The organism is Streptomyces ortus, from assembly GCF_026341275.1.
Lineage (GTDB): Bacteria > Actinomycetota > Actinomycetes > Streptomycetales > Streptomycetaceae > Streptomyces > Streptomyces ortus.
The window spans coordinates 429,726-455,978 of sequence record NZ_JAIFZO010000001.1; the positions used below are offsets into that span (position 1 = coordinate 429,726).

At 72.4% G+C, this 26,253-nt stretch carries 20 protein-coding genes and 4 pseudogenes; 10 read left to right on the forward strand and 14 right to left on the reverse strand.

All coding sequences use genetic code 11. From position 1 onward, the window contains the following. Nucleotides 1–116: 116 nt before the first annotated feature. On the reverse strand, nucleotides 117–701 hold the full coding sequence (locus tag K3769_RS01680; RefSeq protein WP_267024605.1) for a DUF4865 family protein: 585 nt from the start codon (nucleotides 699–701) through the stop codon (nucleotides 117–119). Between the two features lie 25 nt (nucleotides 702–726). Next, a complete protein-coding gene (locus K3769_RS01685; protein WP_267024606.1) occupies nucleotides 727–1,335 on the reverse strand; it encodes a TetR/AcrR family transcriptional regulator in 609 nt (202 codons plus the stop codon). Between the two features lie 170 nt (nucleotides 1,336–1,505). Between K3769_RS01685 and K3769_RS01690 the strand changes: the two are divergent. Further along, nucleotides 1,506–1,801 (forward strand): annotated as a pseudogene (locus K3769_RS01690) (SHOCT domain-containing protein). A 200-nt stretch (nucleotides 1,802–2,001) separates the two neighbouring features. Here K3769_RS01690 and K3769_RS01695 read toward each other — a convergent pair. Continuing rightward, nucleotides 2,002–2,550 carry an ATP-binding protein gene (locus K3769_RS01695; RefSeq protein WP_267024607.1) on the reverse strand — a complete coding sequence of 183 codons (549 nt, stop codon included), beginning with the start codon at nucleotides 2,548–2,550 and terminating at the stop codon, nucleotides 2,002–2,004. A 218-nt stretch (nucleotides 2,551–2,768) separates the two neighbouring features. After that, the gene (locus K3769_RS01700; RefSeq protein ID WP_267024608.1) at nucleotides 2,769–3,092 is read right to left on the reverse strand and encodes a hypothetical protein; all 324 of its coding nucleotides are present in this window, start codon (nucleotides 3,090–3,092) and stop codon (nucleotides 2,769–2,771) included. A 400-nt stretch (nucleotides 3,093–3,492) separates the two neighbouring features. Between K3769_RS01700 and cds1 the strand changes: the two genes are divergently transcribed. After that, the gene (gene cds1 / locus K3769_RS01705; protein WP_308216248.1) at nucleotides 3,493–4,626 is read left to right on the forward strand and encodes an L-cysteine desulfhydrase Cds1; all 1,134 of its coding nucleotides are present in this window, start codon (nucleotides 3,493–3,495) and stop codon (nucleotides 4,624–4,626) included. Between the two features lie 78 nt (nucleotides 4,627–4,704). On the opposite strand, the gene K3769_RS01710 is transcribed toward cds1, so the two are convergent. Beyond that, nucleotides 4,705–5,547 (reverse strand): DeoR/GlpR family DNA-binding transcription regulator, encoded by an 843-nt coding sequence (locus K3769_RS01710; RefSeq protein ID WP_267024609.1) that lies wholly within the window; start codon nucleotides 5,545–5,547, stop codon nucleotides 4,705–4,707. A gap of 270 nt (nucleotides 5,548–5,817) precedes the next feature. Here K3769_RS01710 and K3769_RS01715 point away from each other — a divergent pair, with 270 nt between their 5' ends. Then, entirely contained in the window at nucleotides 5,818–8,199 is a 2,382-nt protein-coding gene (locus K3769_RS01715; RefSeq protein ID WP_372514845.1) for a hypothetical protein, read from the forward strand. A 7-nt stretch (nucleotides 8,200–8,206) separates the two neighbouring features. Here K3769_RS01715 and K3769_RS01720 read toward each other — a convergent pair whose 3' ends face one another. The 4 genes and pseudogenes from K3769_RS01720 to K3769_RS01735 form a co-directional block, all read right to left on the reverse strand. Beyond that, nucleotides 8,207–10,642: a right-handed parallel beta-helix repeat-containing protein gene (locus K3769_RS01720; RefSeq protein ID WP_267024611.1), complete on the reverse strand. Its 2,436-nt coding sequence runs from the start codon at nucleotides 10,640–10,642 to the stop codon at nucleotides 8,207–8,209. Between the two features lie 178 nt (nucleotides 10,643–10,820). Then, complete coding sequence (locus K3769_RS01725) at nucleotides 10,821–11,426, reverse strand: Rv1733c family protein (RefSeq protein ID WP_267024612.1); 606 nt, start codon at nucleotides 11,424–11,426, stop codon at nucleotides 10,821–10,823. A 112-nt stretch (nucleotides 11,427–11,538) separates the two neighbouring features. Beyond that, nucleotides 11,539–12,432, reverse strand: a pseudogene (locus K3769_RS01730) (MOSC domain-containing protein). A gap of 46 nt (nucleotides 12,433–12,478) precedes the next feature. After that, nucleotides 12,479–12,940, reverse strand: a complete 462-nt coding sequence (locus tag K3769_RS01735) for a DUF6643 family protein (protein ID WP_267024613.1) — start codon at nucleotides 12,938–12,940, stop codon at nucleotides 12,479–12,481. 293 nt (nucleotides 12,941–13,233) lie between these two features. Between K3769_RS01735 and K3769_RS01740 the strand changes: the two genes are divergently transcribed. Beyond that, the gene (locus tag K3769_RS01740) at nucleotides 13,234–14,535 is read left to right on the forward strand and encodes a TerD family protein (protein WP_267024614.1); all 1,302 of its coding nucleotides are present in this window, start codon (nucleotides 13,234–13,236) and stop codon (nucleotides 14,533–14,535) included. Between the two features lie 19 nt (nucleotides 14,536–14,554). Here the strand turns inward: K3769_RS01740 and K3769_RS01745 are convergent, their stop codons facing one another. Beyond that, nucleotides 14,555–15,727, reverse strand: a complete 1,173-nt coding sequence (locus tag K3769_RS01745; RefSeq protein WP_267024615.1) for a glycosyltransferase — start codon at nucleotides 15,725–15,727, stop codon at nucleotides 14,555–14,557. Between the two features lie 58 nt (nucleotides 15,728–15,785). On the opposite strand from K3769_RS01745, the gene K3769_RS01750 reads away from it, so the two are divergent. Both K3769_RS01750 and K3769_RS01755 read left to right on the forward strand, forming a co-directional pair. Next, nucleotides 15,786–16,571, forward strand: coding sequence for a glutamate racemase (locus tag K3769_RS01750; RefSeq protein WP_267024616.1), 786 nt, complete (start codon nucleotides 15,786–15,788; stop codon nucleotides 16,569–16,571). A gap of 142 nt (nucleotides 16,572–16,713) precedes the next feature. Further along, complete coding sequence (locus tag K3769_RS01755; RefSeq protein ID WP_267024617.1) at nucleotides 16,714–17,271, forward strand: hypothetical protein; 558 nt, start codon at nucleotides 16,714–16,716, stop codon at nucleotides 17,269–17,271. Nucleotides 17,272–17,392: 121 nt separating this feature from the next. On the opposite strand, the gene K3769_RS01760 is transcribed toward K3769_RS01755, so the two are convergent. Continuing rightward, complete coding sequence (locus tag K3769_RS01760) at nucleotides 17,393–18,433, reverse strand: O-antigen ligase family protein (protein WP_267024618.1); 1,041 nt, start codon at nucleotides 18,431–18,433, stop codon at nucleotides 17,393–17,395. A 252-nt stretch (nucleotides 18,434–18,685) separates the two neighbouring features. Between K3769_RS01760 and lnt the strand changes: the two genes are divergently transcribed. Continuing rightward, nucleotides 18,686–20,311, forward strand: a complete 1,626-nt coding sequence (gene lnt / locus K3769_RS01765) for an apolipoprotein N-acyltransferase (RefSeq protein WP_267024619.1) — start codon at nucleotides 18,686–18,688, stop codon at nucleotides 20,309–20,311. Nucleotides 20,312–20,320: 9 nt separating this feature from the next. Beyond that, a complete protein-coding gene (locus tag K3769_RS01770) occupies nucleotides 20,321–20,800 on the forward strand; it encodes an NUDIX hydrolase (RefSeq protein WP_267024620.1) in 480 nt (159 codons plus the stop codon). Between the two features lie 449 nt (nucleotides 20,801–21,249). Here K3769_RS01770 and K3769_RS01775 read toward each other — a convergent pair. Next, nucleotides 21,250–21,396: pseudogene (locus K3769_RS01775) on the reverse strand (4-hydroxy-2-oxovalerate aldolase); the annotation flags it as partial. A 133-nt stretch (nucleotides 21,397–21,529) separates the two neighbouring features. Further along, nucleotides 21,530–21,937: pseudogene (locus K3769_RS40835) on the reverse strand (hypothetical protein); the annotation flags it as partial. On the opposite strand from K3769_RS40835, the gene K3769_RS01785 reads away from it, so the two are divergent. Further along, nucleotides 21,918–24,137 carry an NADP-dependent isocitrate dehydrogenase gene (locus tag K3769_RS01785; protein ID WP_267024621.1) on the forward strand — a complete coding sequence of 740 codons (2,220 nt, stop codon included), beginning with the start codon at nucleotides 21,918–21,920 and terminating at the stop codon, nucleotides 24,135–24,137. The pseudogene K3769_RS40835 and the gene K3769_RS01785 sit on opposite strands and share 20 nt — an antisense overlap. 160 nt (nucleotides 24,138–24,297) lie before the next feature. Here K3769_RS01785 and K3769_RS01790 read toward each other — a convergent pair whose 3' ends face one another. Then, nucleotides 24,298–25,563: an alpha-L-fucosidase gene (locus K3769_RS01790; protein ID WP_267024622.1), complete on the reverse strand. Its 1,266-nt coding sequence runs from the start codon at nucleotides 25,561–25,563 to the stop codon at nucleotides 24,298–24,300. 255 nt (nucleotides 25,564–25,818) lie between these two features. Between K3769_RS01790 and K3769_RS01795 the strand changes: the two genes are divergently transcribed. Further along, nucleotides 25,819–26,223, forward strand: coding sequence for an SseB family protein (locus K3769_RS01795; RefSeq protein ID WP_267024623.1), 405 nt, complete (start codon nucleotides 25,819–25,821; stop codon nucleotides 26,221–26,223). The last annotated feature ends 30 nt before the right edge of the window (nucleotides 26,224–26,253 follow it).

A 26,253-nucleotide genomic window follows, 5' to 3' on the forward strand; every position in this document is an offset into this window, starting at 1 on the left:
GGCCGGAGCCGTACGGACGCGCCGCCCACGACCACCAACTGCCGACCGCCACCCGCCGACCGCCGCCGTGGGCCTGGCCACCTCCAGGGTGCGGGTCTGCCCCGCCCGTGACCCGCTCACCAGTGCCGTCCCCGTCGTAGCCGATCACGTCCCGGGGCCGACAGATGCAGCACGCGGTATGTCTCTCCGTCGGTCTTGGGCAGGTCGTGGGCCCAGAGGGAGAAGTGCACGACCTCCCAGTGACGCGGGTCGATGGCGGTGGCGGCGCCCACGACGCCGTCCAGTGCGGCCAGACGCCCCGTCTCCAGGGCGGCCTCGCGCGCCACTTCGGCGAGCGGCACCCCCTCGGGCACGCTCACCCGCCTGCGTACCGCCACCGTCGGCGTGGCATCGGCGGCGCCCCCGTCCTCGTACGCCAGGCCCGCCCAGTGCTGCACGACGGGGCGCCCGAAGTCGTTCACGAGCCCCTGGAAGCCGGGCCCCCAGAGGAAGGAGTTCATGCCCTCGGGGGTGTCCCACAGATAGAACGGCGCGTACTGGTTGACCGGCGAGCCGTCCACTCCGCGTTCCCGCAGCAGATAGGCCTTGAGCCCGAGCCCGTCCCAGTCGTCGAGCAGATGCCCGGCGCGGGCCACCCGGTCCCGGACGACACCCGTGTCGTAGTCCGCGGGCAGGGTGATCTCGTACTGCATGGCGTGCATCGATGCCTCCCGGCTGGTCAGCTGATCAAGTCCTCGGGCGGGTGGGGGAGTCGTGGCCGGGAGCGCGGGGCGTGAGGAGCGACAGCAGCCCGCGGATCCCCGTGTCGAAGGCGGCGGCCGACCCGGACGCGCGGGCCAGCACGTAGCCTCCCTGGACCGTGGCCACGATCGTCGCGGCGATCTCCTCGCCGTCCAGCGCCGAGCCGAACTCGCCCAGCTCCTGGCCCTCCTCGACGATTCCGGCCAGCCGCTCGCGCAACCAGTCCAGCGTCTCGTCCACGGGCGCGCGCAGTGCGTCGCTCGCGACGACCTCCGGATCCATGGTCAGCCGCCCGACCGGACAGCCGCGCAGGACGTCCCGCTCGCGCCGCAGATACGACTCGATCCGTTCGCACGGGGAACCGGGCCCGCCGAGCACCGCTTCGGCGGTGGCGCGCATCTCCTGTGCGGTGCGCCGGACGGCGGCCAGGGCCAACTCGGGCTTGCCGGTGAAGTGGTGGTACATGCTGCCCTGGCCGGCCCCGGCCCGCTGCAGGATCGCTTTCGGGCTCGTGCCCACATATCCGCGCTCCCACAGGAGTTCACGGGTGGCTTCGATCAGACGCTCCGGAGTGCTCACACAGTCACTGTACATACTAGTAGGTACAGCATTGGGCGAGAGGGACCGGAATCAGCCGTGCTCCTGCTCCCACGGAGGTACGCGCACTGCCGCCGGCCGTACGACGACCCGGACCCCCTCTCGGCGCGAACCTCGAAGCAGCACCGCAACGCCCCTCAGTGGAACTCCCGAGGAGATGACCTCAGATGCAGACCCTGGCGAACTGGGACGGCGGGCCAGGCCAGGCCCGTGGATCCTGTTCCTCCCGTTGCTCTGGGCGGCCGTCGTGGCCGGCGGCGTGACCGCCCTGCGCCGCACGGTGTGGCGCGGCCGTCGCGGCCCCTGGCACGGCCCCGACCGGCCCCGTCCGTCCGGCGACTCGCCGATCGCGCTGCTGGGCAGGCGCTTCGCCGCCGGTGAGATCGACGAGGACGAGTACTGGCGCCGACTCTCCGTCCTGGACGAGCAGTTCGGACGCACGGGGAAGGGGGACGCGGTGTGAGCGGCCCTCGCTGGGGGTCAAACGCCGGACGGGCTGAAGGTATCCGCCCGTCCGGCAAGACTTCAGCCCGTCCGGCGTTCGAGGACCGGGGGTTCGGGGGCGGAGCCCCTGAGCACGTGACGGGACCGGGTAGGGGCGGCGGGGGGTGAAACCCAAACCCCACCCCCCACCCCCCAGCGGAGCGACCTGTCACCGCCCGGTCAGCCTGCGACGGCCGACCGGGCGGGAGCGTGTCCCCCAGGAGCCGCCGCCAGCCCGCCCCCGGCCCGCTCGACCTCCACCCCCGCGAACCCGACTCCACCCGCCGCCGCGACAGCGGAGTACGGCGGACGTACAGGCACCGCCGCCGCCGGGGAGGGAGCCGTGAGGGTGAACCACACGACCTTCCCCGACTCGCCGTCCGGCCGCACACCCCAGCTCTCACTCACCGCGGCGACCATCGACAGGCCGCGCCCGCAGGTCGCGAGGGAGGTGGCGTCCCGTACCTCGGGAAGGCGTGGGTCGCGGTCGTGCACCGACACGGTGAGCCGGTCGAGCAGCAGCTCGATCTCGACGGTGCACAGCTTGTCGGGCCGGGCATGCAGATGGACATTGGTCAGCAGCTCGGTGACACCGAGCGCGGCCCGGTCTATCAAGGGATCCAGACGCCAGTAGCGCAACTGCGCAGATACGATTCTGCGGACCTGGCCGATCCGCGACGGCAGAGCGTTGAGCTCGACCGTGCAATGTTTGCTTGGCTGGCTGATCACGGCTGCGACTCCCCGAATTGAGGTCCGGAAGAAGACGAGTGCGGATCCAGCGGGCTGCCTGCGCGCGCCGACCGCCTGCTGTCAGTGGCCGGCGGGCTGGTTCGCAGCGTTATCGCCGGTAAACCCAGAGTGACGTGACAACAGAGTGGCTCAGGAGGCGCGCTCCCGCAACTCGCGGTGATCTCGGCGGCCGGACGGACGGCGCCCGGCCGCGGGGCTCAGCGCACGCGTCCCGCCGCGTTGCGCACGGCCTCGATGAACCTGTGGGCCGCCGGCGGCCCCGGCTCTCCCGGCGCCGGATCGTGGTCGCCGAGGGTGAGCAGATAGCGGGTGCCGTTGACGTCCGCCAGCGCCCGGTCCGCCTGGGCGAACCACGGCTTGGACGCACGGACCGCCTGCACCGGCGCGCTGTCGATCTCACTGCCGTAGCTGGTGAGCAACTCCAGCCTGCCGTCGCTGATCCGGACCTGCCCGGCCCGGGTGAGCGAACGCAGCCGCTTCCCGATCCGCACGCCTGTGGCTGTGAACTCCGGCTCCGCCATGTGCCCCACCCCCTGGTGCGCTTCGGTCGTGCCTCGTCGTGTCTCGTCGTGCCTGCGGTCGTGCACACGGGTCGTGCCCCACGGTGCGTACGGGGCAGGCCCCGTCATGCGTACGGCGCGGGTCCCGTTCCATTGTGCGTCCCGCCGGGACCGGCGTCCTGTGCGTGCAGTCTGCCCGCGCACGGCGTCGAGCACCAGTGCGCATCGCGGCGTGGCACATGCCCTGTGGCGCACTCGCGCGAATGCGCCCCCCAACCCCTCCGCGACCGACCGCACCAGGAGTCCCTTTGAGGTCCTCAAAGGAGTGTTTATGCAGGTGAGGGGCGTGCGCGAAGGTGCCTATGATCGAGGCGTCCGACCGCGCGACCCGACGTCGGTACCCACCCGAAGGAGCCCCGCCGTGACCACCCCGCAGCAGGCCCGCCCCCACGAGCCGACGGCCACGCTCGATGTCGACCACAGCGACGCGGAGTACCGGCACTGGCTCAAAGAAGCCGTGCGGAAGGTCCAGGCCGACGCGAACAGATCGGCCGACACCCATCTCCTGCGCTTCCCGCTGCCGGAGCGCTGGGGCATCGACCTGTATCTCAAGGACGAGTCCACCCACCCCACCGGCAGTCTCAAGCACCGGCTGGCCCGCTCGCTGTTCCTGTACGGACTGTGCAACGGCTGGATCCGGCACGGCCGGCCCGTCATCGAGGCGTCGAGCGGTTCGACGGCCGTCTCCGAGGCGTACTTCGCCAAGCTGATCGGGGTGCCGTTCATCGCCGTCATGCCGCGCACCACGAGCCCGGAGAAGTGCCGGCTGATCGAGTTCCACGGCGGCCGGTGCCACTTCGTCGACGACCCCCGGACCATGTACGCGGAGTCGGCGGCCCTCGCGGCGCAGACCGGCGGTCATTTCATGGACCAGTTCACTTACGCGGAGCGGGCCACCGACTGGCGCGGCAACAACAACATCGCCGAGTCGATCTACCGCCAGCTGGAGTTGGAGCGGTACCCCGAGCCCGCGTGGATCGTGGCCACCGCGGGGACCGGCGGCACCTCCGCGACCATCGCCCGCTATGTGCACTACATGCAGTTCAACACCCGTATCTGTGTGGCCGACCCGGAGAACTCCTGTTTCTTCGAGGGCTGGACCACGGGTGACGCTGAGGTCACCACCGACTGCGGTTCGCGGATCGAGGGCATCGGCCGGCCGCGGATGGAACCGAGCTTCGTGCCCGGCGCCGTCGACCGGATGATGAAGGTGCCGGACGCGGCGAGCGTAGCGGCCGTGCGGGCGCTGGAACGGGCCATCGGGCGCAAGGCGGGCGGCTCGACCGGCACGGGCCTGTGGAGCTCACTGAGGATCGTGGCGGAGATGGCGGCGGCGGGACGGACCGGGAGCGTGGTCACCCTGCTGTGCGACCCGGGGGACCGCTATCTGGACAAGTACTACTCCGACGACTGGCTGGCCGGTCAGGGCCTGGACATCGCACCCTACGAGGCCACGATCGACGCGCTGCTGGCCACGGGGGTCTGGCCCGCGTGAGAGGTCCGTCCACAGGGCGGCGCGGGCCCCGGCGTGGACGCGGGCCCGTGCGGGGCGCGTCCACGCCGGGGCGGAGACTCAGGCGTCCGGCGCGTCCTCGTCCTCCGCCTCCGGTTCGCCCGCCACCACCAGGCGCCGCAGGTGCTCGGAGATCTCCGTGCGCGCCTCGGCGGGCAGCCCGTCGTCCGTCACCAGGGTGTCGATCTGTTCCAGCGCGGCGAACGAACTCAAGCCCACCGTGCCCCACTTGGTGTGGTCCGCGACCACGACGACACGCCGCGCGGACTGCACGAGGCGCCGGTTCGTCTCGGCCTCCGCCAGATTCGGTGTGGACAGCCCCGCCTCCACCGATATGCCGTGCACTCCGAGGAAGAGCACATCGAAGTGGAGCGCCTCGATCGCCTGGTCCGCGACGGGACCCACCAGCGAGTCCGAGGGGGTGCGCACGCCGCCCGTCAGCACGACCGTCGCCGCCCCCTGCCGCTGCCCCGACGTGCGCTGCGCCGAGTGGAAGACGTCGGCCACCCGCACCGAGTTGGTCACCACCGTCAGGTCCGGCACGTCGAGCAGCTGATGGGCGAGCGCGTACGTCGTCGTGCCGCCGGACAGCGCGATCGCCGTGCCCGGTGACACCAGCGACGCGGCGGCCCGCGCGATGTCCTCCTTGGCCGTCAGCTCCAGACCCGACTTGGCCTCGAAACCCGGCTCGTGCGTACTCGCCTCGACCACCGGGACGGCGCCGCCGTGCACCTTCTCGACCACGCCCTGGCGGGCGAGCGCGTCCAGGTCGCGACGGACCGTCATGTCGGACACGCCGAGTTTCCTGGTCAGTTCGTTCACGCGGACGCCGCCGCGCCGCCGGACCTCGTCCAGGATCAGAGCGCGCCGCTGCTCCGCGAGCAGGTTCTGATTCTCGCTCACGTCCGCTCCGGTTCCCTTCGCCTCGATGCGCTCGGCATACGCCTGTGCAGCCCCTGCGTCGAACACCGACAAGGACGTTCCCCCCACCTGTGGACCGCGGGACGCCCCATCCTCGCACGGGGTGCCGCAGGTCGCGCCACTGCCTGTGGCGACCCGCACACGTCACGCTGCCACCCCGGGTCCGGCCCTGTCACACGGATCGGGGAGATTCCGTGACGAGTGGTGCGCGCAGCGTCAGCAGAGGCGATCCTGGTTTCCTGGACATGACACATGTCGTACGGGCATCACGGGGGACACACAACAGTGGAGCGTCTACAGGGGCACGTCCCGACGAACGAGGCGAACGGTTCAGGTCCGCGCCAGGCGGCCGACACCGCGCTCGAACTCCTGGTCCACGGCGTCGGCGGCACGACGCCGCAGGAAATGCTGAACGATCCGCGCACGGTCCGGATCACCGGCGACGACACGGCCGCGGTCTTCCGCCGCGCCGACGACGTCGACGCCGAGACGAACGCGGCGCGGCGGCCCGCGGAGCACCAGGGCAAACCGATTCCCGAGGCGTACGTCTGGTGCAACCTCACCTCGGGCAACGGCTCCAGGGCGCTGTGGCTGCTGCTCCTGCCGTTCATGGTGGTCAACCTCGCCCACTGGATGCGGCCCACGGTGAGCGACAACCGCAAGCCGGCGGTCCGCCTCTACGGACTGCTGGTGCGCCTGGCCGGGCTGACCCTCACGGTGCTCCTGGTCGCCGCGGCCTGCGAGGTCGCCCTCGACCTGGCCGCCTGGCAGTGCGCGGGAACACCCGACTGCGCCAGGGAGCACTCCTGGCTCGGCTTCCTTTCCCCGGCGGTCTCCGACGACGGCTGGTGGAGCCAGCCGGGCCGCCGCCTCGCCCTCGCCGCACTGGTGCCCACCGCACTCACGGGGCTCCTCTGGTACCTCGCGCACCGCACCTGGAGCGCGTACGAGTCCCAGCGGCCGAGGCCGCGCGAGGACGAGCCGGAGGAGGGCAGCAGGGCAGGGCTCGGCCGTCCCGGCTTCTGGTACGGACGCCGGCTGGTCGCCCGGCTCCGGGTCGCCCACACCGCCGCGGGACTGCTGACGATCGCCGCGGCGGTCGGCGCCGCCGCGGCCCGCCACGACCGCGAGGCCGGCGGGCCGGTCGTCCTGGACGTGCTCGGGTGGCTCCTGAACGGGGCGTTCGCGCTGGGAGCGGTCCTCGTGCTGTGGGTCGTCTGCAGCCGGGGGCGCAGCGAGCGCCGGCTCGACCGGCAGCTCGACGCGGCCCTGGTGCGGCGGCTGCCCCTCGGCTCCCTCGCCCTGCTCGTGCTCACCTTCGGCTACGCGGGCTGGTCGCGCCCCGAGTGGCGGTCGGACCACCGGCTGGTCGGCGGCGGCACCGCCTTCGGCACCCTCGCGCTCGTCGAGTGCCTGCTCGTGATCGTCCTCGGGGTGGTCGCCCACGTCCTCTACCGCGCCCAGCCGGATCCCCGTACCGCGATGCGGGGTCTGGCGGGGCCCGCCGTCGCGATGCTGGCCTGCGCGCTGGGCGGGGTGATGTCCGGCGGGGTCTCCCAGCGCGTCGCCGACTGGCTGGACGGCACCGGCCACACGATCGCGGGACCCCCCGTCCTGCTGACCTGGCAGGCGTCCGTCATCCCGCCCCTGCTGCTCGTCCTGTTCGTCCTCGTCGGCTGGCTGGCCCGGCGCACGGTGGTGCTGCGCCGCACCGAGACGGCGGCGGTGGATCTGGCGTACGAGGACGAGCCCAAGGACGAGGCCACCACCCGCCGCATCGCGAGCATCCGTGCCATGGCCTCGCTCACCGACCGGGCCCCCAGGATCATCGGCATCACCTCCGTGGTGACGCTGGTCCTGGGCGGCCTCGCCGTCGCGGGCGCCCTCGCCACCAAGGACGCCCCGGGCGAGGCGGCCCACGACGCCTACCCCGTCGTACGGGGAGCGGCCGAGACCGCGCAGGCCCTCGGCTCCTGGCTGATCGGTGTCGGCTTCATACTGTTCGTCACCTGGGGCCGCCGCGCCTACAAGGACCCGACGGCCCGCCGCACCATAGGCATCCTGTGGGACGTCGGTACGTTCTGGCCGCGCGCGGCGCACCCGTTCGCGCCCCCTTGCTACGCCGAGCGCGCCGTACCCGACCTGACCTGGCGCATCGCCGGCTGGATCCGGGCCACCGGCGGCCGTCTCGTCCTCTCCGGCCACTCCCAGGGCAGTGTCCTCGCGGCCGCCGCGGCCTGGCAGCTCGAACCGGCGGTACGCAAGCGGGTCGCGCTGCTGACCTACGGTTCACCGCTGGAGCGGCTCTACGGGCGCTGGTTCCCGGCACACTTCGGACCCGCGGCGCTCAGCGGCCTGCACCGGGACGTCGACTGCTGGCGCAACCTGTACCGGGCCACCGACCCCATCGGCGGCCCCATGCGGCTGCCAGGCGACTGCGGCCCCCAGGTCGACCGTGAGGCCCTGGAGGACCCGCTCGCGTACTGCCGGTCGGAGAAGCACCCGCTGCCCGCGCCGATCCTCGGCCACTCGGACTACCAGGCGGACCCCGTCTTCGCCGAGGAGCGCGAGAAACTCCTGGCACGCCTGAGGCCGGACGTCCCGGCCCCACGACCGGGCACGGACCCCGACTAGGCGCCGCTCAGGGGAGTTCCGGCAGGTCCTCCGCGTACAGCAGGGTGAGGTCGTCCGTGCTCGTCTCGGCGAGCTGGGCGACCCGTCCCGCGTGCCGCTCCACCATCGCCTCGAAGGTCTGCCGCGCGGTACGCCCGTTGCCGAACGCCGGGCCCTTCGGGATCGCCGTGAAGTACTCGACCAGGGCCTCCGCCGCGCCCGGCGCCAACCGGTACTCGTGCTCGTCCGCCTGCTGCTCCACGATCCGCAGCAGCTCCTCGGAGCCGTAGTCGTTGAAGGTGATGGTCCGTGAGAAACGGGACGCCACACCGGGGTTGACCGACAGGAAGCGCTCCATCTCGGCCGTGTAGCCCGCCACGATGACGACCACCGCCTCCCGGTGGTCCTCCATGAGCTTCACCAGCGTGTCGATCGCCTCGCGGCCGAAGTCGCGCCCCGAGTCCTCGGGCGAGAGCGCGTACGCCTCGTCGATGAACAGGACGCCGCCGCGCGCCTTGTCGAACGCCTCCTGCGTACGGATCGCCGTGGAACCGATGTGCTCGCCGACCAGGTCGACCCGGGACACCTCGACGAGGTGTCCCTTCTCCAGGACACCGAGGGAGGCGAGGATCTCGCCGTACAGCCGCGCGACCGTCGTCTTGCCGGTGCCGGGGGAGCCGGTGAAGACGAGATGGCGCCGGGCCGAGGCCGCCTTGAGGCCCGCCTGCTGGCGTCGGCGGCCCACCTCGATCATGTCGGTGAGCGCCCGCACCTCGCGCTTGACGCTGTCGAGGCCCACCAGCAGGTCCAGTTCGCCGAGCACGGCCTCCGAGGAGCGCGCGGGCCGCTCGGGCTCCGAGGCGGCCACCAGCGGCTCCTGCTCGGTGACGCGCTGGCCCGGGATGGTGCCCAGCAGACCGGAGGACTGTCCCGCGGTCTGTACGACGGGTTCCGGAGCCGGGGTCCGCGCGTGGGCGCTCTCGTCGCTCGTGCAGTCCTCCACCAGCGGCCCGGTGCCGGCTGCCTGGTCGCCCCCGGCGTCGGCGAACTCGTAACCACCGCGCGCGCACCGCTCCGTACGGCACTTCTTCAGCGTGGCGCGGCAACCGTCGATCACATGGAAGCCGTAACCGCCGCTGCCCGTCACCCGGCAGCCGTGGAAGCTGCCACGGCCGCCGGCGGACACATAGAAACCGGCCTCGGCGGGCGAGGTGACCGTGCACCGCTCGATGGTGGGATCGGCGCCCTTGGTGACGATCACGCCCGTCTGCGTGCCGTCGATCGTGCAGGCGGAGAGCGTCCCGCCGCTGCCGTGGTCGCGGAACCAGGCGCCCGTCGCCGCGTCCCGGATCCGGCAGTCGTCGAGCTGCGCGGTGGCGCCGTCGCTCACCGACACGGCCGTGTTGCGGACCTGGGTGATGTCACTGTCGACGACGTCCGCGCGCGAGCCGCGGTCGAGTACGAACAGGGCGTCCGGCACGTCGTGCACCCGGCACGATTCGAGGACGACCGTGGCGCCGTCGCTGACCCACACCGCGGGGTAGTCGCCCGTGCTGTCGTGGATCTCGCACTGGTTGGCGTCCACGCGCGTGCCGGGATCCCAGACCGACAGGCCGTTGCGCCCGAACTGGCGCACCGTGGAGCGCGTCATGGTGAGGACCGAGCGGGAGCGCAGATCGACCGCGTTCTCCGGGATGTCGTGGATACGGCAGTCGGCGAGCGTCAGCACCGCGTCCGTGTCGAGCGTGACCCCGTCCGACGTCGTGCGGTGCACATCGCAGTCCGTGAGGTGCGCCGTGGCCCGCGCGGAGATCTGTACGCCGCTGCCCCTGACCTCGTAGACCTCGCAGCCCACCGCTTCGAGGGCGGACTGCTCGCCGGTCACCGACAGGCCCGCGCCCGCCGTGTGGTGCACCCGGCAGCGCTCCAGCCGCGGATGGGCACCGCCGCGCACCGAGACACCGGACTGGCCGGCGGCCACGACCTCGCACTCCTCGAAGACCCCGCCCCCGCCGTCGAGCACGGAGATGCCGACGCCCGCCGGATTGTCCACCGTGCAGCGCCGCACCGTCGGGCGCGCGCCGCCGCGCACCTCGACGCCGGCCGCGGACCGCGTGACGATCCGGATGTCCAGGAGCTCCGGGGTGCCCTCCTCGACGAGGAGCGCGGGCGCGGCCGAGTCCTGGCCCTCCACGAGCAGGTCCTGGACCACCGCGGAGGCACGTACGGTCAGCGGCACTCCGTCGACGGGCGCGATGCGCACGGAACCGGCCGATCCCTCGGGACCGCGCAGCGTCACCGCCCGCTCTATGACGAGGTTCTCCCGGTAGGTCCCGGCAGCGATGGTGAGCACGTCACCTTCGGCCGCGGCCTCCAGGGCGGCGGCGAGCGATGCGTACTCACCTGTGCGGCGCCGCCACCGCGACGTACCGGTGTGCGTCACCTGGACCGTGCCCTGTGCCATGGCGCTGCTGTGCCCCCACCTTGTCGTACGCGGGTCCTGAGAAACCGTGTTCCCGGAGCCCGGCCGTCAACTCGGCCCGCGGGGAACGGGAAACAGCCTCTCATGACGGTGCCGAACACCTCGGCCGGTCCACCGTAGCGTGCGCGGGGCCGCGCGGTTGACCGGAGCACGGAGGCCGTCAGCTGCCCGTGCCCGTCCTGCCCCAGTCCGGCCCGGCCCGTGACCACGCCTGGTCCCAGCGGTCGTACCTGCGCCGCACCATGTGCCAGAGCAGCACCCGCCGGGTGCCCTCCACGAGGCCCGCGCAGGCGGCGGCCGTGCCGAAGCCGGCGAGGACGGCGTGCGTCGCGGCGGTCGCGGTGTCCAGCGGCCGGCCCACTATTCGGCCCTGTCCGTCCGTCCACACCGTGAAGTGGTCGCCGCGCTCGGGGGCCTTGAGGTCCGCCATGGCCGTGCCCCGGCGCTCGGTGCCGTCCGGTGCCGTCCAGCGGGCCAGCACCCGGCTGTGCGAGTCACGTCCGGAGGCCGTCTCGGGGTCGGGGTCCAGCGGAGTGCGGTCCGATCTCCTGAGCACGGTCGCGACCACCGGGTGGTGGTTCGCCCGCTGCTCCCGCACGGACCGCTGCAGGGCGTCCCCGGCGAGTCCGCCGACCAGTACACCGACCAGGGGCGCGGCGACGAGGATCAGCAGAAGTGTCCCCAGCGCCAGCCACGCCTCGAAGAGATCCGTCGTACGCCGAAGCGGGTTGTGCCGCCAGCGCCAGAGTCCCGGGATCGCCCGCACCGTTCCGCACCCCCTTTCCGCGTCCGTGGTAACCCCCACCGGAGCCGTTCACACGCGGGGCCGGGCAGAAGAGAGCGGGATCACCTCTCCTGCCGGGCCTCTCATGAACTTCTCACACGGACTCAACGGCTGTGCCCGGTGCGGGTGTTCCCCGGACGGAGTTCTGGCCGAAGTCCTGTTCGAGGATGCGCACCGGGTCGCCCACGCGCACCGAGCCGGGGGACTCCGGTACGAGATTCTGCCCGAAGACCAGCTTGACGCCGAAACGGCGGTGACGTGCGAGGGTGCGCAGCGGCTCCCTGCCGCGCGCGGCCGTCGTCCGGTCGATGGTGGTCACGACACAGCGCCCGCACATCTTGGCGACGCGCAGGACGACTTCGTCGACGGCGATCCGGGACCAGCCGTCCTCGGCCCAGGCGGCGGTGGCCCCCGACCACGATGTTCGGCCGGAAGCGGTTCATGGGGAGCGGTCCCTCCGCGGGCCGGTCGCCCCGCGCGATCAGCGCGTTCAGGGCGTCGAGCGAGGCGAGGGTGGTGACGAGAGGGGATAGCCGTCCGCGAAGCCGACCGTCTCGCCCGGCCGCTCGAACCGCGGGTCGACGGGTCTGCGGGTGGCCGGGTCGTCGAGATGCGCCAGGCGCACCGGCAGGCCGGGGAAGTCGCTGAACCAGGCGTCCGCCGTGACCCCGGCGAGGACCCCCTCCACCCTGTCGTTCCAGATCTCCACCGTCGTGGTGCCGCCCGGTCGGGGCACGGGCACGGGCACCGTCAGCGGCTCATGGCCGGGCGCGGACACCAGGATCGCGCCGCCGTCCAGGGAGCCGGCGCGGACCAACGCCATCCGCGGGTGCGCGCGTTGGGTGATGATCCGGTCCTTGCCGTCGGTCAGCACCCCACGCCGGTCGCCCGCCGGACCCCATGGCTCCGCGACGACCTCGTGCGGGTCGTATCCCGCGCCCGCCTTCAGCGGGTGGACGTGGATCGAGTGCAGTACCGGCTTCGACATGAGGTCATCCTGCCGGAGGGCTCGGACAACCTCCGCCGCATCACCCTCAGTAGCCCCGGTACTGCTGCTGGTTGTACGGGTCCTGGTACGGGGCCGGAGCGGGGCGCGGGGCCGCGGGGGCGGGACGCGGTGACGCCGGACGCATCGCCTCGTAGCCCGTGCCGCCGCCGTTCATGGGGCGCTGCGGCTGCTGTGCCTGGGGGCCCGGGTAGCCGCGCGGCGCGCCGCTCTGCTGCGGGATGTACGGGGCCGCGGCCTGCTGCAGCGGAGCCGGTTGCTGGGCCTGGGGGTAGCCGTACTGGGGAGCCTGCGGGGAGGGTGCGGCGGGCAGAGCGGGCAGTGCCGACGGAAGCGCGGGCAGGTTGCCGCCCGTGTCGTACGCCGCGGGAACCCGGATCGGGGCGATCTGCGGGGTGCCGCGCTCGGCCACGAGGGAGTCGTAGATCGGGGTGTCCGGGAAGGAGGCGGAGTAGTAACCGCCGCCATAGGTGGAGCGGGGGGAGGTCATGGGACATAAGTTAAGCCCACGATGTGCTGGTTGGGGAGACCGATAAGAGGGTTGTTTTCGGTGTCGGCAGTGGTGCGGGACCCTCAATGCGAGCGAACTTGGCGAAAAAGGGCAGCGGAGAGTGCACGGATCGTGTAAAGGCCGTGTTCCGGAGGGGTTACCCACGAGTCGGCCGCTGATCTTCCGGGCCCGGTCATGGGCGTTCGCGGCCCGGGGGATTAGGTTGGCGCAGAACGGGCGAACGTACCGAGTCGCGGTCGTCGCGGAGACACCCGATGGGGGCGGACATGTCAATGCCTAAAGGATCGAACGTCGCGGTGCCGACGACGGGGCTGCGCGTCGAGCTGGGCTGGCGGACGGGTCCCGGAGTGCCCGACGCGGACGCCTCCGCGTTGCTGCTGGCGTCCGGGAAGGTCCGCTCCGACCAGGACTTCGTGTTCTACAACCAGCCGGCACACTCCTCCGGCGCGGTGCGCCACGAGGGCAAGCGCAACGCCGGCGGCCAGGTGAACGACACACTGTTCGTCGACCTCGCGCGCGTGGAGCCCGGCATCGAGACGGTGGTCCTCGCCGCCTCCTCGGACGGCGGCACGTTCGGGCAGGTCCCCGGCCTTTACATCCGGGTGCTCGACGCACAGCAGGGCACGGAGGTCGCCCGTTTCGACAGCGAGGGCGCGAGCGTCGAGACCGCCTTCGTGCTCGGCGAGTTCTACCGCCGGCAGGGCGCCTGGAAGTTCCGTGCCGTCGGACAGGGCTACGACAGCGGACTCATGGGACTGGCAACGGACTTCGGGATCACCGTCGACGAGCCGCAGCAGCCGGCGCCGCCCGCCGCCGTCGCCCCGCCGGTCACCGCCGCCCCGCCGCCGGCTCCGGTGGCCCCGCCGGTCACCGCCCCCCGGCCGATGACGCCGCCGCCCGCCCCTCCGGCGCCTCCCGCCCGACCCGCGGCCCCCGTGCGCCTGACCAAGGTCACGCTCACCAAGGACGCCCCGTCCGTCTCGCTGACCAAGCAGGGCGGCACCTCGGGCGTGATGCGCGTGAACCTCAACTGGACGGTGCGCAAGCAGTTCTCGGGCTGGCAGGCCAAGCTGGGCCGGGCGATCGCCATGCACGCGGACCTCGACCTCGACCTGTGCGCCCTCTACGAACTGTCCGACGGAAGCAAGGGCGTCGTCCAGGCCCTGGGCAACGCGTTCGGAGCGCTGCACCAGCCCCCGTTCATCCACCTCGACGGCGACGACCGGACCGGAGCGTCGTCCAGCGGCGAGAACATCAGCGTCAACCTCGACCACATCCGCGACTTCCGCCGCATCCTCATCTTCGTGACCATCTACGAAGGGGCGCGTTCCTTCGCCGACCTGGACGCCTCGGTGACCCTTCAGCCGCTGCACGGCGCCCCCGTCGACTTCTCCCTCGGGGAGTGCACCGTGCCCTCAACGGTCTGCGCCCTCGCCCTCATCACGAACACCGGCAGCGACCTCGTGGTCCAGCGCGAGGCACGCTTCCTCGTCCCCGACCGGGGCGTGAGCCCCCAGCGCACCGTGGACTACGCCTACGGTTGGGGCATGAACTGGACCCCGGGCAGGAAGTGAGCCGACGCGCGGCGCCCGCTCAGGGGCCGGGCGCCGCGTCGGGACGTGCGTAGGTGCGGCCCTTCCAGGCCGCGCCGCGCCCCCTGTAGTGCTGCACCGCGGAATCCACCGTCATGAAGAGGTACATCAGGGCCGTGAACGGCAGCAGCGGGGCGAGCGCGAGAGGTTGACGGTAGTACCGCAGCATCGGCAGATACGTCACCGTCATCAGCAGCCACGCCAGTCCGCCGGCCGCCGCCGCGAGGTGGGCGCCCGCCACGAGACCCACGACAAGGGCCACCGGCGGCACCAGATACACCACCGCGAGACCTGCCACGGTGCCGGCGAGCAGCAGCGGGTTGTGCCGCAGCTGGGCGTACGCGCTGCGCGAGACCATCCGCCACAGGTCGTCCAGCCGCGGATAGGGGCGCACGCTGTCCACCCGCTCGGCGAGCCCCAGCCAGATGTGCCCTCCGGAGCCCTTCACAGCCCTCGCCATCGCCACGTCGTCGATGACGGCCTGCCCGATGGAGTCCGGGATCCGGGCCCGCTCGGCGGCCGTGGCCCGCAGCAGGACGCAGCCGCCCGCCGCCGCGGCGGTCCGCGAGCCCTGCCGGGCGATCCACCGGAACGGATACAGCTGCGCGAAGAAGTACACGAACGCGGGCACCACGAGCCGCTCCCAGACGCTCTCCACGCGCAGCCGGGCCATCTGGGAGACGAGATCGAAGTCCCCCGCGACGGCCGAGGCCACCAACTCCCGCAGACTGTCCGGCGCGTGGGCGATGTCCGCGTCCGTGAGCAGCAGGAACTCGGGCCCCCGCGCGCGTGCCAGGCCGATGCCGTGCCGCACCGCCCAGAGCTTGCCGGTCCAGCCCGCGGGCGGCTCCCCGGGCGAACCGACGGTCAGCGGCAGCCCGCCGTGGCGCCGCCCCAGCTCACGGGCCAGCTCCCCGGTCCCGTCCGAACTGCCGTCGTCGACGAGGAAGACCTCGGCCCGCCCCGGATACTCCTGCGCGAGGAGCGAGGGCAGACTCTCGGACAGCACGGCGGCCTCGTCGCGGGCCGGCACCACGACACACACGGACGGCCAGCTCTCCGGCTCCCCGCGCGGCGGCAACCGCAGGTCCGTACGCCAGAAGAAGCCCTGGCCGAGCAGCAGCCACAGCCAGGCGGCCAGCGATCCGACAGCGGTCCACACAAGGGCGCTCACCCGCCGCAGTCTGCCCCACCAACGCGGCCCGTTGAGGCGTATCGACTATGGTGACCGGGTGAAGATCGCGCTCATGGACTCCGGAATCGGACTGCTCGCGGCGGCCGCCGCGGTACGTCGACTGCGCCCCGACGCGGAGCTCGTTCTCTCCTCGGACCCCGGCAGCATGCCGTGGGGACCCCGTACGCCCGAGGACGTGACCGCGCGCGCCCTCGCCGTCGCGGAGGCCGCCGCCGCGCACCGGCCCGACGCCCTGATCGTCGCCTGCAACACCGCGTCCGTGCACGCCCTGCCCGCCCTGCGGGCCCGCCTGGAGCCGGGGATTCCCGTCATCGGCACGGTCCCCGCGATCAAGCCGGCCGCGGCGGGCGGCGGACCCTTCGCGATCTGGGCCACGCCCGCCACCACCGGCAGCCCCTACCAGCGGGGACTCATCCGCGAGTTCGCCGACGGAGCGAGCGTCACCGAAGTGCCCTGCCCCGGCCTCGCGGACGCCGTCGAGCACGCCGACCAGACGGCCGTCGACGCAGCGATCGCCGCAGCGGCGGCGCGCACCCCCGACGACGTGACGACCGTCGTCCTGGGCTGCACCCATTACGAACTGGTCGCCGACCGCATCCGCGCGGCCGTCCAGCGGCCCGGCACGGCCCCGCTCGTCCTGCACGGCTCGGCCGGCGCCGTGGCCGCCCAGGCACTGCGCCGGACCGGGGCGACCGCCGCCCCGCAGGCGCCCGGCCGGGGCACGCTCACGGTGCTGCTCGGCGGCCGGGAGGGCGTACTGCCCGCCGCCGCGCTGACCTACGCCGAGGCGCGACTGCTCCAGGCGGTCAGCCCCGCCCGCTGATCCGCCCGCCGACCCGCTCTCCGGCCCCGGGGCGGCCCGAGTGTGCGACGGCGCTCGTCCGGCGGAGGCCCCGCCTCCACGCGCCACGGTCACGGTCCGCGATCAGGTGCCCTCGCTGCGGAACGTGAGTACGCTCATTGGCATGACGGACCACCCCCACGGCGAACAGGGCGCTGCCGACGCCCCGCATACCGAGGTCTGGCACGGCCGCGCGTCCAACCGTATGCAGTGGCTGCTCGCGACCATCGGCGCCGCCTGCCTGGCGCTGGGCATCCAGCTGGCCGTCGACTCGACATGGACGTCGGGCATCGCCGCCCTGGCCATGTCCGTGGTCGGCTGCATCGCGGCGGGGCTGCTCGTCCTCTTCGGGACGCTGGCGTTCGTGCATGTGGCCGTGAAGGTCGACAAGGAGTGCCTGGAAGTGCGCTGCGGCCACATGGGTGTGCCGCGCCGCCGGATCCCGCTGTCGCACATCACGGGGGCCGACTTCGCGCCCCGGGTCACTCCGCGGCAGTGGGGCGGCTGGGGGTACCGCTGGCGGCCCGACCAGGGCACCGCCGTGGTCGTCCGGCGGGGGGAGGGGCTGGTGCTCCTGCTGGGCGACGGACACACGTTCACCATCACCGTGGACAACGCGGAGGCGGCCGTGCGGGTGATCCGCGACCGGCTGAGGATCGCCGCCACGGGCCGCACCCGCTGACGCCGTAAGCGCTGTCACTGTCCGGTGGTCGGTGGTCGGTGAGCAGTGTCCGGTCCGTAAGCGCTGTCCTCCCCTGTAGGACCGCCCCCTGCGGAACCACTCTCCCGTCCGGGGCCGCCCGCTACCCCGTGGGGGTCGGGACGGTCGGCGCGGGGGGCGTGGGACGCGCTGTGGCCAGGCCCGCGAGCAGGCCCGCGCCCGCCGTGACCGTCGTGAAGCTCAGGGCGTTGCCGACCGAGGCGATCGCGGCCAGCGCCGTCAGGGCGGCGCCCGCGGTGAGTACCAGCGGTGTGGGGCGTGGCGACCTCCACAGGGCGTACAGCACCCAGCCGAACACCGCGGCGAGCAGGACCACGCCGAGGATCCCCTGCTCGGCGGCCTGCTGGAACGGTGCGGAGTGCGGTTTGCCGTCGGGCGGCAGCGACTGCGTGGCGGTCGGGCTCAGCTCCGCGAAGCGCCCGGGGCCGACGCCGAGACCCGGTTCCCGGGCCGCCATGTCGAGCGCGTCGTGCCACAGCAGCACCCGGTGCGGGGTGAGCTGCCCCTCCAGGGACGAGGCCAGGCCGTCCGGCAGCGCGTTCTCGGCCGTCGCCCAGGTCGCGCCGGTCACCAGGGCCACGGCGAGCGCGAGACCGCCGAGCCCCACGGCGCGACGGCGCATACGGTCGGCGGCGAGCGAGCAGAGCAGCACTCCCAGACAGGCCACGAGACCCGACGTCGACCCCAGCACCGCCGCCGTGACCGCGATACCGGCGGCGAGCAGCCGCAAGGCGAGCCGCAGTCCCGGCGGACGGGCCGCCCAGGCCGCACAGCACGCGGCCCCCGCGGAGAGGGTGAGCAGCGCGGCCGTCGCGCCCGTCTGGCCGAGCGGCGAGGTCACCTGACTGCCCGGATTCATGTGCGGGGCAGCCACGGCGAGGCCGAGTCCGGCGAACGCGCCCGCGCCGGGCACGGCGACCGGCAGCAGTTCGCCGCAGATCCGCCCCACCGCGTAGCCGGCGGCCACGGCGAGCACCGCGAGCAGGACCCCCTCGGGACGGCCGCCATGGACCGCGGCGGTGATCAGGGACCAGGCGGCGCACGCCGCGAGGACGAGGACACCCGTCGCGTCCGACGCGCTGCGTCTGTCGTGTGCCGACGCCGGACCGGTCGCCGAAGTCATCCCCGTGGACCCCACCCCGACGCCCCCCGACCTGTGACGGGCCTCGACCGCCCGGCCGGAAACGGCCTGTGCGTCGATGGCTCCGGCACACCGTAACGGGTGATGCGCCGGTTTGTGGACGAGTTGCGCAGAAACGATGCGGCAAGTGAGGGGTAAACGCCCGGTCAGTACCCGCTCGGTGCCCGGCGCGCGCACGGCCGGGAGCCGGGACCGCGCTGTCGGCGCCGTGGTCACGCGCCGTAGACTCCCCGGGTGACCGCCACAGCGACCCCCGTAGACGAGCCGGAACAGCTCGAACCGCAGGACCGGCCCGTTTCGCGCATGGTGCGCCTGGCCCGACGGCTGCTTCCGGCCGCCGCCGCGGCACTCTCCGGGGTGCTGCTGTACGTCAGTTTCCCGCCGCGCACCCTGTGGTGGCTGGCCCTGCCGGCCTTCGCGATCCTCGCCTGGTGCCTGCACGGCCGCACCTGGAAGGCGGCCCTCGGCCTCGGCTACCTCTTCGGTCTCGGCTTCCTGCTGCCGCTGCTCGTCTGGACCGGCGTCGAGGTCGGCCCCGGGCCGTGGCTGGCACTCGTCGTCATCGAGGCGGTGTACGTCGCGCTCGTCGGCGCCGGCATCGCGGCTGTCTCCAAGCTGCCCGGCCGGCCGCTGTGGGCCGCCGCCCTGTGGATCGCCGGTGAGGCGGCACGCGCGCGCGTGCCGTTCGGCGGCTTCCCCTGGGGCAAGATCGCCTTCGGCCAGGCCGACGGGGTCTTCCTGCCGCTCGCCGCCGTGGGGGGCACCCCCGTGCTCGGTTTCGCGGTCGTCCTGTGCGGCTTCGGCCTGTACGAGACCGTTCGCCTGGGCCTCGAAGCGCGCCGCACCCGTGTCGTACGCCGGGGGGCCGCCGCGGTGGCCCTGCTCGCACTCGTCCTCCCCGTGGCGGGCGCCTGCGCCGCACGGCCCCTCGTCAGCGACAGCGCTGAGGACGGCACCGCGACCGTCGCCGTGATCCAGGGCAACGTCCCGCGCGCGGGACTCGACTTCAACTCCCAGCGCCGCGCGGTCCTCGACCACCACGCCCGCGAGACCGAGCGCCTCGCCGCACAGGTCAGGGCGGGCAAGGCTGCCCAGCCCGACTTCGTGCTGTGGCCGGAGAACTCCTCCGACATCGACCCGTTCCGCAACGCCGACGCCTATGCCGTGATCGACAAGGCGGCCCGGGCGATCGGCGCGCCCATCTCGGTCGGCGGCGTCGTGGAGAAGGACGGCAAGCTCTACAACGAGCAGATCCTGTGGGACCCGGTGAAGGGCCCCGGCGCCACCTACGACAAGCGGCAGGTCCAGCCGTTCGGCGAGTACCTGCCGATGCGCTCACTCCTCGGCGCCATCAACGAGAACTGGACGTCGATGGTCCGCCAGGACTTCAGCCGGGGCGACAAGCCGGGCGTCTTCACCATGGCGGGCACCCAGGTCGGCCTCGCGACCTGCTACGAGGCCGCCTTCGACTGGGCCGTGCGCGACACCGTCACCCACGGCGCCCAGCTCATCTCCGTACCGAGCAACAACGCCACGTTCGATCGCAGCGAGATGACGTACCAGCAGCTCGCCATGTCCCGTATCCGGGCCGTCGAGCACAGCCGGACCGTCACCGTGCCGGTGACCAGCGGTGTCAGCGCCATGATCATGCCGGACGGGCGGATCACTCAGCGGACGGGCATGTTCGTGGCGGACTCCCTCGTCCAGAAGGTGCCGCTGCGCTCCTCCGAGACCCCCGCCACCCGCTTCGGCATCGCGCCCGAGATGGTGCTGGTCCTGATCGCGGCGGGCGGCCTCGGCTGGGCGGTGACCTCGACGGCCCGTGCACGACGCGGCGGGCCGCGCGGAACGGCCCGTTAAAGTCGGCGTATGGCTACCCCTGACTTCATCCGTACGATCCGGGCCGACGCCGGCCGGCAACTGCTCTGGCTGCCCGGAGTCACCGCCATCGTCTTCGACGACGAGGGGAGGATCCTGCTCGGGCGCCGGGTCGACACGGGCAGGTGGGCGGTCATCGGCGGGATGGCGGAGCCGGGGGAGCAGCCCGCGGCCTGTGCCGTCCGCGAGGTCCACGAGGAGACGGGCGTACGGTGCGTCGTCGAGCGGGTCGTTCTCGTCCAGGCGCTGGAGCCGATCACGTACCCCAACGGCGACATCTGCCAGTTCATGGACATCACCCTGCGGTGCCGGGCCGTGGGCGGTGAGGCCCGTGTCAACGACGACGAGTCACTTGAGGTCGGCTGGTTCGCGCTGGACGCCCTGCCGCCGCTGGACGAGCACGCCATGCTGAGGATCAAGCAGTCCACGCAGGACGGGCCGACGTGGTTCGAGACAGGTCCGACGGCCTGAGACGCGGTCCGGAACGTCTCGTGGGGGCTTCGACCCCGCACCTCCCATCGCCGCACCTCCCATCGCCGGGACGGCCGGGAGAGCCTGCCGTCGGGGGCGCAGACCGCGGGCGTGCGTGCGGTGATCTTCGGCAGGCGGGGTTCCATGGCGTAGCCGCGCACCGCCTCGTGGCCTTCCTGGACCCGGTCGAGGACGGTCAGCGCGTCGATGACGTACCGGGTCAGGGCCGCCTCCTCGCCCGGCCGGTAGAAGGCGCGCCGGTTGTCCCACAGCGCCCGCAGGTGCGTGCCGACAAGGGTTCGGTCGCGGGTTCCTCGACGGACGGCCGAGGACCGACGGCGGCCCGAGTGCGGTGCGTCTCGACCAGGACCGGCAGCGAAGCGGTGTACGCGGGTACATGGAGCAGGGCCGGGAGGCCTCGCCCTCCCGGCCCTGCTCCATGCGGGATGTCAGCTCGCCTGCGCGAGTCCCAGCGCCACGTCGACGATCATGTCCTCCTGGCCGCCGATCAGCCCACGCCTGCCGACCTCGACGAGGATCGTGCGGACGTCGACGCCGTAGCACTCGGCCGCCGCCTCCGCGTGCCGTAGGAACGAGCAGTCCGCGCTCGACGGACGCGCGCATCCCCAGTTCGAAGACGAGTCCCGACAGGCGGGAACGCTCCTGGACACGGTCCAGGAGCCGGGCCGCCACGAGGTCGCGGAGCACCCGGTGCAAGGTGCTCTTCGCGAACCCCGTACGCCCCCGCAGTTCGGTGAACTCCAGGGTGGTGTCCTCGGCGGTGAACGCCTGCGGCACGGCGAGGGCATTGCTCAGGACGCCGCTCGGCGCGTCGTTGCTCAAGGGGGTCTTCTTTCCGGGGCGTCGCAACGTTCCGACTGTACGGGACCACGAGCGCCGTCGCGGTGACGCTGCGTGACCGGCATCGCATCCCGATCTCGCGCGGCACGGTGTCGGGCCCACGTGGTTCGACTCCACCATCTGAGGATGAGCCGAAGCCGCCTCCCGGCCGGACCGTGGCGTCGTTGTGCAGCCTCCTGTCCGGTCCCGTCCCGTCACGAGATATCTTGATGTCGAGCAATGTTGCAGACTTTGCAGACGTGGAGCGGAGCACCCGGTGACTGACTCGACCATCATCTACACGCACACTGACGAGGCCCCGGCCCTCGCGACGTATTCGTTCTTGCCGGTGGTCCAGGCGTACGCGTCGCAGGCCGGTGTCACTGTGGAAACCCGTGACATCTCGCTGGCCGGGCGGATCATCGCCCTCTTCCCCGAGTTCCTGGACGAGGGACAGCGCATCCCCGACGCCCTCGCCGAGCTGGGTGAGCTGGCCAAGACGCCCGGCGCCAACATCATCAAGCTGCCGAACATCTCGGCCTCGATCCCGCAGCTGAAGGCCGCGATCGCCGAGCTGCAGTCGCAGGGCTACGCGCTGCCGGCCTACCCGGACGACCCGAAGACCGACGAGGAGCGCGACATCCGCGCCCGCTACGACAAGGTCAAGGGCAGCGCCGTGAACCCGGTGCTGCGCGAGGGCAACTCCGACCGCCGCGCCCCCGCGTCGGTCAAGAACTACGCCAAGGCCCACCCGCACCGCATGGGCGCCTGGACCGCCGACTCGAAGACCAACGTCGCGACCATGGGCGTCGACGACTTCCGGTCCACCGAGAAGTCCGTGGTGCTCTCCGAGGCCGGCTCCCTGCGCATCGAGCTGACCGGCGACGACGGCTCCACCACCGTCCTGCGTGAGTCCGTACCCGTCCTCGCGGGCGAAGTCGTCGACGCCTCCGTCCTGCACGTCGCCGCGCTGCGCGAGTTCCTCACCGCGCAGATCGCCAAGGCCAAGGCCGAGGGCGTGCTGTTCTCCGTGCACCTCAAGGCCACCATGATGAAGGTCTCCGACCCGATCATCTTCGGCCACGTGGTGCGCGCCTTCTTCCCGAAGACGTTCGCGCGGTACGGCGAGGCGCTCGCGACCGCCGGTCTGACCCCGAACGACGGCCTCGGCGGCATCTACAAGGGCCTCGAGTCCCTGCCCGAGGGCGCGGAGATCAAGGCGTCCTTCGACGCCGAGCTCGCCGAGGGCCCCGAGCTGGCCATGGTCGACTCCGACAAGGGCATCAGCAACCTGCACGTCCCCTCCGACGTCATCGTCGACGCCTCCATGCCGGCCATGATCCGCACCTCCGGCCACATGTGGGGCCCGGACGGCCAAGAGGCCGACACCCTCGCGGTCCTGCCGGACTCCAGCTACGCCGGGGTCTACCAGGTCGTCCTCGACGACTGCCGCGCCAACGGCGCCTTCGACCCCGCGACGATGGGCACCGTCCCGAACGTCGGTCTGATGGCACAGAAGGCCGAGGAGTACGGCAGCCACGACAAGACCTTCGAGATCGCGACCACCGGCACGGTCCGCGTCGTCGACCAGGCCGGGAACGTCCTCCTGCAGCAGGCGGTCTCCGCGGGCGACATCTTCCGCGCCTGCCAGACCAAGGATGCCCCGATCAGGGACTGGGTCAAGCTGGCCGTCACCCGCGCCCGCGCCACCGGCGACCCGACCGTGTTCTGGCTGGACGAGACCCGCGCCCACGACGCGAAGCTCATCGAGAAGGTCAACGCCTACCTGCCGGAGCACGACACCGAGGGCCTGGACATCCGTGTCCTGTCGCCCGTCGAGGCCACCAAGCTCTCCGTGGAGCGCATCCGCCGCGGCGAGAACACGGTCTCGGTCACCGGCAACGTCCTGCGCGACTACCTGACCGACCTGTTCCCGATCCTGGAGCTGGGCACCAGCGCCAAGATGCTCTCGATCGTCCCGCTGATGAACGGCGGCGGCCTCTTCGAGACGGGTGCCGGCGGCTCCGCGCCCAAGCACGTGCAGCAGCTGGTCAAGGAGAACTACCTGCGCTGGGACAGCCTGGGCGAGTTCCTCGCGCTGGCCTCCAGCTTCGAGCACCTCGCGCAGACCACCGACAACGCGCGCGCCCAGGTCCTCGCCGACACGCTCGACCGCGCGACGGCCACGTTCCTGGAGAACGACAAGTCGCCGAGCCGTCGCCTCGGTGGCATCGACAACCGCGGCAGCCACTTCTACCTCGCCCTGTACTGGGCGCAGGAGCTGGCGGGGCAGACCGACGACGCCGAGCTCGCCAAGGTGATCGCTCCGCTCGCCGAGACGCTCACCTCGCAGGAGGAGACGATCGTCTCCGAGCTCAACGCGGTGCAGGGTTCGCCGGCCGAGATCGGCGGCTACTACCAGCCCGACCCCGCCAAGGCCGCGGCCGTCATGCGCCCGTCCGCGACGCTGAACGCGGCGCTCGCCACGCTGGCGTAAGCGCGCAGCTCGGCGCGTGACCGGTCGCGCCCGCGCGGCGGAGTCGCCCACCGACACGGCCCCGCGTCCCTTTCGAGGGGCGCGGGGTTCGCCGTACCCGGACTCCTGACGGGCCGGACAGGGCAAGTCGGCGCGAAGTCGGTACGCGCGGCCGACGACGTCAGAGGCGGCCCGCCCCCGTGTACAGGTCCAGTTCCCCCTCCAGTTCCACGGCCAGGACCGTCGCCTGTTCGTCCAGATCGGCCGCCTCGGGCGCGTCGATCCAGGTCACCCCCGGTACGGTGTCGAGCCCGCCCGTGACGTGGTGGCCCAGTTCCGCGCCCGTGCCGAGGACCGTGACCCGCCGGACCCGGTTCCGCAGCCCCCGTACCGCCACGGAGTCGCGCGGGGCGTCGAAGCAGACCAGATAGAGCGTGCGACGGTCGGCGGACAGGGTGCTGGGGCCGTAGTGGTGCCCGGGCGGCAGCCCGGCGACCGTGCCGTACACAGCGTCCGAGTGCCGCCCGATCCAGGCGCCGAGACCCTCCATGCGGGCGATCTGTTCCTCGGGGATCGTGCCGTCCTCGCGTGGCCCCGCCGCCAGCAGCAGGTTGCCGCCCATGCCGATGGTCTCGGTGAAGTACCGCACCAGCTGGCGCACCGACTTGAAGGCGCGGTCCTGCGGCCGGTGGCTCCAGGAGTCGTTGATCGTGAGGCACAGTTCCCACGGGCCGTCCGGGGCCCGCAGCGGGGCGCCCTGTTCCGGCGTGGCGTAGTCGCCGTGGCGGAGCATCCGGCCGTTCAGGATGGTGTCCGGGTTGCCCGCGAGGATCTGCTCGGCGAGCTCGTCCATCCGCCACTGCTCCTCGGTGCGCTCCCACTCGCCGTCGAACCAGAGGATGTCGGGCCGGAAGCGTTCGACGAGTTCACGGACCTGCCCGTCGCGGTACGCGAGATACCGTGCCCAGGCCGCCGGGTCCTCCTGGCCGGGCTCGGCCTGCGAGTACGCGTTCAGCGGCACGATGTACGGCCCCGGGTGCCGCTCGCTCGCGTAGTCCGGGTGGTTCCAGTCGGAGTGCGAGTAGTAGAGGCCGACCTTGAGATCCCGGGCGCGCAGCGCCGCCACGAACCCGGTGACCAGGTCGCGGCCCGCCGGGGTGTCCCGGACCACGTCGAGATTGCGGTGGCCGGTGTCCCAGAGGGCGACGCCGTCGTGGTGCCGGGTGGTGAGGACCGCGTACCGGGCGCCGACGCGGGCGAACAACTCGGCCCAGGCGTCGGGGTCGTAGCGCGAGGCGGTGAACCCGTCGAGCTGTTTCATGTACTGCTCGTACGTCATCTCGCCCGTGTAGAAGGACCAGGACTCGGCGGCGCCACCGACGGCGTAGACGCCGTAATGAATGAAGATGCCCAGCTTGGCGCCGGGGAACCAGGGTTGCATCGGCATGCGCCCACGCTAGACGCGCGCCTTCGGCGGCGCGTGGGCGCCGGTCACCACTACTGGTCCGTTCTCACCCCGCGACCCGCGCGCCGCACGATCCCTTCACCTGTTCCCCAAGGACCCCGGGCGCTCATCCCGTGACCGTTGGGTGACGGGTGTGTGGAGCGGGCATGGCACCCCGCAGGACGGGTACGCGACCAGCCGCGCCCGAGTCGGAGACGACACGGGCGGCCTGTTTTCGCCACTACGTCTGGATGTGCCATGGAGATTTCCTCGAACGACAGCGCCACGGTGGAGGCCCAGCGCGCGCTGAGCGTCCTGGCCGAGAACGCCGGGGACGACGCGGCGCTGGACACGCTGGCCGGTAGTGACGTGCTGGTCCCGGTGCCCGACGACGCCGAGGACGCGACGGTGGCCGACCCCACGGTGGTGGCCCTGCCCGTCCTCGAACAGCCGGGCTCCGACCCGCTGGTCCCGGTGTTCACCTCGGAGGTGACGATGGCCGAGCTGCTGCCGTCGGTGTCGCGCTACCGCCTCGTTCCCCTCGGGACGCTCGCCGCGCAGTGGCCCGCCAGTGACCTCTCGCTGAGCATCGACGCCAGCACGCCGCACGGACTGACCCTCGACTCACAGGGCGTACGCACCCTGCTCGCGCCCCGCGCCTGAGCGGTGCGGCACGGCCGGGGGATCGGGCCC

Bases quoted from the DNA above. Each gene is read 5' to 3' on its own strand.
- K3769_RS01680 (WP_267024605.1), bottom strand. From the start codon at position 701: ATGCACGCCATGCAGTACGAGATCACCCTGCCCGCGGACTACGACACG.
- K3769_RS01685 (WP_267024606.1), bottom strand. From the start codon at position 1,335: ATGTACAGTGACTGTGTGAGCACTCCGGAGCGTCTGATCGAAGCCACC.
- K3769_RS01700 (WP_267024608.1), bottom strand. From the start codon at position 3,092: ATGGCGGAGCCGGAGTTCACAGCCACAGGCGTGCGGATCGGGAAGCGG.
- K3769_RS01715 (WP_372514845.1), top strand. From the start codon at position 5,818: ATGTCGTACGGGCATCACGGGGGACACACAACAGTGGAGCGTCTACAG.
- K3769_RS01720 (WP_267024611.1), bottom strand. From the start codon at position 10,642: ATGGCACAGGGCACGGTCCAGGTGACGCACACCGGTACGTCGCGGTGG.
- K3769_RS01735 (WP_267024613.1), bottom strand. From the start codon at position 12,940: ATGACCTCCCCCCGCTCCACCTATGGCGGCGGTTACTACTCCGCCTCC.
- K3769_RS01740 (WP_267024614.1), top strand. From the start codon at position 13,234: ATGCCTAAAGGATCGAACGTCGCGGTGCCGACGACGGGGCTGCGCGTC.
- K3769_RS01755 (WP_267024617.1), top strand. From the start codon at position 16,714: ATGACGGACCACCCCCACGGCGAACAGGGCGCTGCCGACGCCCCGCAT.
- K3769_RS01760 (WP_267024618.1), bottom strand. From the start codon at position 18,433: ATGACTTCGGCGACCGGTCCGGCGTCGGCACACGACAGACGCAGCGCG.
- K3769_RS01770 (WP_267024620.1), top strand. From the start codon at position 20,321: ATGGCTACCCCTGACTTCATCCGTACGATCCGGGCCGACGCCGGCCGG.
- K3769_RS01790 (WP_267024622.1), bottom strand. From the start codon at position 25,563: ATGCCGATGCAACCCTGGTTCCCCGGCGCCAAGCTGGGCATCTTCATT.
- K3769_RS01795 (WP_267024623.1), top strand. From the start codon at position 25,819: ATGGAGATTTCCTCGAACGACAGCGCCACGGTGGAGGCCCAGCGCGCG.